Annotated in this window: 1 pseudogene; it reads left to right on the plus strand. The window is 42.3% G+C overall.

From position 1 onward, the window contains the following. Positions 1–28: 28 nt before the first annotated feature. Positions 29–352: pseudogene (locus tag BFP72_RS19415) on the plus strand (hypothetical protein); the annotation flags it as partial.

Genomic DNA, 352 nt, shown 5'->3' on the forward strand with positions numbered 1-352 from the left:
AGGATACTGGCAAAAATGTAAGCAGGGATTGGAAAATGGTAGCAACAGGTACGCGGATGACAGAGGAATTCGCGCTTTTTTTAAAACGGAACTCCTGGATTCCAAGCCTATAAGCTGCAAGCTGGTTGCCGATCTATTTCATCTCAATAGTAAACAACTCGAACACCAATATGTCTTCTGTTTGAGCAATTTCATGCAATGGTCTCAACGGGAGCACGCTTCTGATTGGATATTGTTCCCCGAAAACATGGGCACTCATTTAAGTATTGATGAGACTGCTCTCTCACAAGGAGAGCTTTATACAATTGTGACCAATAAAGCAGCAAAAGGAAGGAAAGGTAGCTTAGTTGCT

Source organism: Reichenbachiella sp. 5M10, assembly GCF_002742335.1.
Taxonomy (GTDB): domain Bacteria; phylum Bacteroidota; class Bacteroidia; order Cytophagales; family Cyclobacteriaceae; genus Reichenbachiella.